The organism is Stenotrophomonas sp. GD04024 (assembly GCF_029837545.1).
Taxonomy (GTDB): Bacteria; Pseudomonadota; Gammaproteobacteria; order Xanthomonadales; family Xanthomonadaceae; genus Stenotrophomonas; species Stenotrophomonas forensis.
On the sequence record NZ_JAOEDV010000133.1, the window covers coordinates 1 to 6,376 of the forward strand.

The window sequence follows — 6,376 nt, forward strand, 5'->3', positions numbered from 1 at the left end:
ACTCAGGCACAAGGACGCCATTGCATTGCCCCTCAAGGAGCCTTATCTCATGAAATCCACCCTCTGCCTGTTGCTTGCCAGCCTGATGACCACCACCGCTACCGCTGCCACTCCGCCCGTTCCGCCGGATGCCGCCAAGCATCCGCACGTGGTCAAGGCGCCGTTCGGCGCGACCCGCAATGACAACTATTACTGGCTGCGCGACGACAAGCGCGAGAACAAGGACATGCTGGCCTACCTGCAGGCCGAGAATGCCTACGCCGACCAGCTGCTGGCACCGCTGAAGCCGCTGGAAGACACCCTGTACAAGGAGATCGTCGGCCGCATCAAGCAGGACGATTCCAGCGTGCCGGCGCGCGAGCGCGGCTACTGGTACTACAGCCGCTACGAGACCGGCCAGGACTACCCGATCCACGCGCGCCGCAAGGGCAGCATGGAGGCGGCCGAGGAAATCCTGCTGGACGTCAACGCGATGGCGGCCGGCAAGGGCTACTTCAGCGTCGGTTCGATGGAAGTGAGCCAGGACAACCAGCTGCTGGCCTGGGCCGACGACGACGTCGGCCGTCGCCAGTACACGATCCGCTTCAAGGACCTGCGCACCGGCCAGGTGCTGCCTGATGTGATCACCGGCAGCTCCGGCGACCTGGTCTGGGCCGACGACAACCGCACCGTGCTGTACGTCGAGAACGATCCGGAAACCCTGCTGACCGTGCGGGTGAAGAAGCACGTGCTGGGCACCCCGGCCAGCGCCGACAGCGTCGTCTACGAAGAGAAGGACGACAGCTTCTACATGGGCATCGGCCGCACCCGCGACGATCGCTTCATCACCATCGGCGTGCACAGCACCGTGTCCTCGGAAGAGCGCTATGCGCCGGCCAGCGACCCGACCACCTTCACCGTGCTGGCGCCGCGCCAGCGTGACGTCGAGTACGACGCCGACCACTACGACGGCCGCTGGGTGATCCGCACCAACGATGGCGCGAAGAACTTCAAGCTGGTCACCGCGCCGACCGACGCCACCTCGCGCGCGCAGTGGAAGGATTGGATCGCGCATGACGATGCGGTGTTCATCGAAGGCTTCGAGCTGTTCGACAGCTATACCGCCATCGCCGAACGTTCCGAAGGCCTGGAGCGCATCCGCCTGCTGTTCAAGGACGGCCGCAGCGATTACGTGAAGGCCGACGAGCCGGCGTATTCGATGGGCCTGGGCGACAACACCGAGGCCGATACGCCGTGGCTGCGCTACGTCTACACCTCGATGACCACCCCGACCACCGTGTTCGAGCTGAATACCGCTACCGGCGAGCGCCGCCAGCTGAAGGTGCAGCCGGTGATCGGCTATGACGCCTCGAAATACGAAACCGACCGCGTCTGGATCACCGCGCGCGATGGCGTGAAGGTGCCGGTGTCGCTGGTCTACCGCAAGGGCTACCAGAAGGACGGCAAGGGCGCGTTGTTCCAGTACGCCTATGGCAGCTACGGCATGTCGATGGACCCGTACTTCAACCAGACCGCGGTGAGCCTGCTCGACCGTGGCGTGGTGTATGCCATCGCCCACATCCGCGGCGGCCAGGAGATGGGCCGCGACTGGTACGAGAACGGCAAGCTGCTGCACAAGCAGAACACCTTCAACGATTTCATCGACGTCACCCGGGGCCTGGTGGCGCAGGGCTGGGCGGCGAAGGATCGCGTCGCCGCCTCCGGTGGCAGTGCCGGTGGCCTGCTGATGGGTGCGGTGGCCAACCAGGCGCCGCAGGATTACCGGGTGATGGTGGCGCAGGTGCCGTTCGTCGACGTGGTCACCACCATGCTCGACCCGACCATCCCGCTGACCACCAACGAGTACGACGAGTGGGGCAACCCGGAGCAGAAGCCGTTCTACGACTACATGCTGTCCTACTCGCCCTACGACAACGTCAAGCGGCAAGCCTACCCGGCGCTGTTCGTCGGTACCGGCCTGTGGGATTCGCAGGTGCAGTACTGGGAACCGGCCAAGTGGGTGGCCAAGCTGCGTGACGACAACACCGGCCAGTACCCGATCCTGTTCCGCACCAACATGGAAGCCGGCCACGGTGGCAAGTCGGGGCGCTTCCAGCGCTACCGCGAGCTGTCCGAGTCGTATGCGTTCGTGCTGCAGCAGCTGGGCATCGTCCAGCCGTGATCGCAACGGGATGCCGGGCGTTGCCTGGCACCCTGAACCGGTATCCTTCGGCCATGAGCGCGCCTGATCCTTCCGCCCCCGGCGACGTCACCACGCCACCGCGCGTGGTGCGTTTCCGCTGGGCGTGGTGGCTGCTGGCGTACGTCAGCCTGGGTACCGGCATCGTCGGCATCTTCGTGCCGGGGCTGCCGACCACCGTATTCATCCTGATCTCGGCCTGGGCCGCATCGCGCGGTTCCGAACGCCTGCACACGTGGCTGATTCAGCATCCGCGCTTCGGCCCGGCCATCGCCAATTGGCAGGCGCATGGTGCGGTCAGCCGCTACGGCAAGTGGATGGCCACGATCACCATGGCGGTGTGTGCCGCCATCATGCTGTGGTGCGTGCCGATCGCCTGGGTGAAGTGGTTCTCGATCGGCAGCATGACCGTGGTGGCGATCTGGCTGTGGACGCGGCCGTTGCCGCCACCGGAGCGGTAGTGCCGGCCGCTGGCCGGCAACCCGATCCCCTGCACCTACCGCTCAGCCGCCAATGGCTATACTCGGGGCATGAAGATCCCCCATCGAAACGTCATCCTGATTCCGCTGGCAGCGGCCTCGCTGCTGTTCCTTGCCGCCTGCGGCAACAAGGGCCCGCTGGTACTGCCGCAGAAGCCGGTGCCGGTGGAAGAAGCCGTCGAGCCGGCTGCCGAACCGGCCACCGAGGCGACTCCGGCGCAGACCCAGGGCAGCGAAACTCCGGCCACGACCGCGGACCCGGCCGCACCGACCACCCCGCCGGCGTCCGCGCCCGCGAAGAAGGCGGGCGGCGGGAATGGGTAAGGCCGGTTCCAGCGCCCTGCGCTTCAGCAAGATGCATGGCGCGGGCAATGATTTCGTAGTGATCGACCTGCGTGACGGCACCGCGCCGCCCACGCCCGAGCTGGCCGCGCGCCTGGCGGATCGCCATACCGGCGTGGGCTGTGATCAGATCCTGACCATCGAAGCGCCGCGTGCGGACGGTTCGGTGGCCTCGTACCGGATCTGGAATGCCGACGGTTCCAACTCCGAGCAGTGCGGCAACGGCGCGCGCTGCATTGCCGCCTGGCTGGTGCGCGAGGGCAGCGCGCAGGGCGATGCGTTCGTCATCGACAGCCCGCTGGCCAGCCATGAAGTGAAGGTGCTGGGCGATGGCCAGTTCGCGGTGACCATGGGCGTGCCGGCATTCGAGCCGTCCAACGTGCCGCTGGTGGGTTTTGCCCACCCGCGCGAGGAATACCTGCTGCCGCTGCAGGGCGAGAGCGTGCGGTTTGCCGCTGTGTCGATGGGCAACCCGCATGCGGTGATCGAAGTGGGCCTGATCGATGCCGCGCCGGTCGAGCGCGTCGGTTCGCTGCTGCAGCAGCATGCGTCGTTCCCGCGTTCGGTGAACGTGGGCTTTGCCCAGGTGATGGGCCCGGCGCACGCACGCCTGCGCGTGTTCGAGCGCGGCGTCGGCGAAACCCTGGCCTGCGGCAGTGGCGCCTGCGCCGCTGCAGTGACCCTGATGCAGCGCGGCCGCCTGCAGCACGATGCCCGCATCAGCCTGCCTGGGGGCGACCTGCGCATCCAGTGGCCAGGCGATGGCCAGCCGGTGGTGATGGCGGGCCCGACCGCATTCGTCTTCGAAGGGGAGTGGATCGCATGACCGAAACCGTCGACAAGCTCGGGGCCCATGAAGTCGCTGCCTGGTTGCGGCGGCATCCGGGCTTCCTCAAGCAGTTCCCGGACCTGGCCCTGACCCTGGTGGTGCCGCGTGACGACGGCCCGACCGCGTCGCTGGCCAGCTACCAGCTGGAAGTGCTGCGCGAGAAGAACCGCGAGCTGGCACGACGGTTGGCCGACCTGGGCGCGACCGCGCAGGTCAATGAACGCCTGGCGGTGCGCACGCACCAGCTGACCCTGGCGCTGATGAAGCAGGACAACGCCGCAGACACCCTGCGCGCGATGGCCGCATCGTTGCAGGAAGACTTCGCCGGCGATCTGGTGCGGCTGGTGGTGCACACGCCGGTGGCCGGACTGGAACAGGCCGACTGGCTGCAGGTGATCGCCGCCGATGATCCGCAGCTGGCTCCGTTCCGCGATTGCCTGAAGGATGGCGAGCCGATCTGCGGCCGCCTGCAGCCGGAAAAGAATGCCGTGCTGTATGGCGTGCGCAGCGAGCAAGTGCAGACCACCGCACTGCTGCCGCTGCCCGGTGTGGGCCTGATCGCGGTCGGCAGCCATGACCCGAACCGCTTCTACCCGGGCATGGGCACGTTGTTCCTGCGCATGATGGGCGACGCCCTGGCCACTGGCCTGAAGCGCTTCGCCGGCTGAGCAGGACACGTCGACGATGAGCGCGGTACAGGCCTTCCTGCAGCACCTGCAGGTGGAGCGGCGGATGTCGGCGCACACGCTCGACGCCTACCGCCGCGACCTGGACGCGCTGTCGGCATGGGCCGAGCCGCGTGGCATGGCCGTGGAAGCGCTTGATGCCGAAACGCTGCGCCAGTTCGTCGCCGATGAGCATCGCCGTGGGCTGTCGGCCAAGAGCCTGCAGCGCCGCTTGTCCGCCTGCCGCAGTTTCTACGCCTGGCTGCTCAAGCACGGCCGCATCGAGGTCAGCCCGGCGGCGACGCTGAAAGCGCCGCGTGCACCGCGGCGGTTGCCGCAGGTGCTCGATGCCGACGAAGCGGTGCAGCTGGTCGAACTGGAACCGGAAGGTGAACTCGGCCGCCGCGACCGCGCGCTGCTGGAGCTGTTCTATTCCTCGGGCCTGCGCCTGAGCGAAGTCTGCGCGCTGACCTGGCGCGACCTGGACTTCGCCAGCGGCCTGGTCAACGTGATGGGCAAGGGCAATCGCCAGCGCCGGGTACCGTTCGGCCGGCCAGCACGTGAAGCGCTGCAGGCATGGCGTGCGGAAAGCGGGGGCGGCCCGGCCTCGCCGGTGTTTCCCGGCCGCAACGGGCCGATCAGCCAACGCGCGGTGCAGATCCGCATCCGCCAGCTGGCCCAGCGCCAGGGCCTGTTCAAGCACGTGCATCCGCACATGCTGCGGCACAGTTTCGCCAGCCACATCCTCGAATCGTCCGGCGACCTGCGCGGCGTGCAGGAACTGCTCGGCCACGCCGACATCGCCACCACGCAGATCTACACCCACCTCGATTTCCAGCACCTGGCCAAGGTCTACGACGCCGCGCATCCACGCGCCAAGCGCCGCAGCAAGGGCGACAAGGCTGAATAGCCCGTCCTTGATCTGGATCAGGGCAGGTCGGATGCAAACGGCGCATCGTGGCCGCAGGCCACGAGGACACCGCCGCCATGGCGAAGCCGATTCCCCTGCATCCCAAACACCCCGAGCGTATCTGCTGGGGCTGCGACCGCTACTGCGCGGCCGACGCGCTGGCCTGCGGCAATGGCTCCGGCCGCACCCAGCATCCGATCGAGACGCAGGGTGAAGACTGGTACCTCGCCTGGGGGATCGAACCGAATCCGGAGCGGCCATCGCAGGCAAAACGTTGAACGGCAGGCGTTCCACATTCGGCGGCGGGGTCCGCACGCATTGCGATGCGCTCGTTGAAAAGGCGCCCTCTGTCCATGGGGCGCGGCCAAGCGCTGAACGGCAGCCATCCGCGCAGGCTTGATCGCACCCGGCGCTGTCCCCATGTCCCGTGAACAGCTATCGGAGGCCGCATGGACCCCAGTCAGAACCCCAACGTTTTCCACGCCACCACCATCGTCTGCGTCCGTCGCGGCGAGCACGTGGCCATTGCCGGCGACGGCCAGGTCACGCTGGGCCACACCGTGATGAAGGGCAATGCGCGCAAGGTGCGCCGCCTCGGCCGCGACGGCCAGGTGCTGGCCGGCTTCGCCGGCGCCGCCGCCGATGCCTTCACCCTGTTCGAGCTGTTCGAGGCCAAGCTGGAAAAGCACGGCCAGCTGCAGCGCGCGGCGGTCGAGCTGGCCAAGGATTGGCGCACCGAGCGCCGCCTGGGCAAGCTTGAGGCCCTGCTGGCGGTGGCCGACAAGGAAACCTCGCTGATCATCAGCGGCACCGGCGATGTGATCGAGCCGGAGGACGGCATCATCGCCATCGGTTCCGGTGGCTCCTATGCATTGTCGGCCGCCCGCGCGCTGATGGCGCACACCGAACTGGATGCGCGCACCATTGCCAGCGAAGCGATCGGCATCGCCGGTGACATCTGCATCTACACCA

The 6,376-nt window shown here is 67.5% G+C and carries 8 protein-coding genes; all 8 read left to right on the top strand.

Going from position 1 to position 6,376, the window contains the following annotated elements; all coding sequences use genetic code 11:
• Positions 1-49 precede the first annotated feature (49 nt).
• The gene (locus tag N7590_RS21615; protein WP_164241419.1) at positions 50-2,161 is read left to right on the top strand and encodes a S9 family peptidase; all 2,112 of its coding nucleotides are present in this window, start codon (positions 50-52) and stop codon (positions 2,159-2,161) included.
• A 53-nt stretch (positions 2,162-2,214) separates the two neighbouring features.
• Positions 2,215-2,640 carry a YbaN family protein gene (locus N7590_RS21620; RefSeq protein WP_164241420.1) on the top strand — a complete coding sequence of 142 codons (426 nt, stop codon included), beginning with the start codon at positions 2,215-2,217 and terminating at the stop codon, positions 2,638-2,640.
• A 69-nt stretch (positions 2,641-2,709) separates the two neighbouring features.
• The gene (locus N7590_RS21625) at positions 2,710-2,982 is read left to right on the top strand and encodes a lipoprotein (protein ID WP_053510908.1); all 273 of its coding nucleotides are present in this window, start codon (positions 2,710-2,712) and stop codon (positions 2,980-2,982) included.
• Positions 2,975-3,826 (top strand): diaminopimelate epimerase, encoded by an 852-nt coding sequence (dapF, locus tag N7590_RS21630; protein WP_164241421.1) that lies wholly within the window; start codon positions 2,975-2,977, stop codon positions 3,824-3,826. The genes N7590_RS21625 and dapF overlap by 8 nt, the downstream gene beginning before the upstream one ends.
• Positions 3,823-4,497: a DUF484 family protein gene (locus N7590_RS21635; protein WP_164241422.1), complete on the top strand. Its 675-nt coding sequence runs from the start codon at positions 3,823-3,825 to the stop codon at positions 4,495-4,497. Before dapF ends, N7590_RS21635 begins: the two co-directional genes overlap by 4 nt.
• A gap of 16 nt (positions 4,498-4,513) precedes the next feature.
• On the top strand, positions 4,514-5,404 hold the full coding sequence (gene xerC / locus N7590_RS21640; RefSeq protein ID WP_006471088.1) for a tyrosine recombinase XerC: 891 nt from the start codon (positions 4,514-4,516) through the stop codon (positions 5,402-5,404).
• Positions 5,405-5,481: 77 nt separating this feature from the next.
• A complete protein-coding gene (locus N7590_RS21645; protein ID WP_006471087.1) occupies positions 5,482-5,682 on the top strand; it encodes a DUF3079 domain-containing protein in 201 nt (66 codons plus the stop codon).
• Between the two features lie 171 nt (positions 5,683-5,853).
• A partial coding sequence (gene hslV, locus N7590_RS21650) for an ATP-dependent protease subunit HslV (protein ID WP_197595791.1) occupies positions 5,854-6,376 on the top strand: 523 nt, incomplete at its 3' end.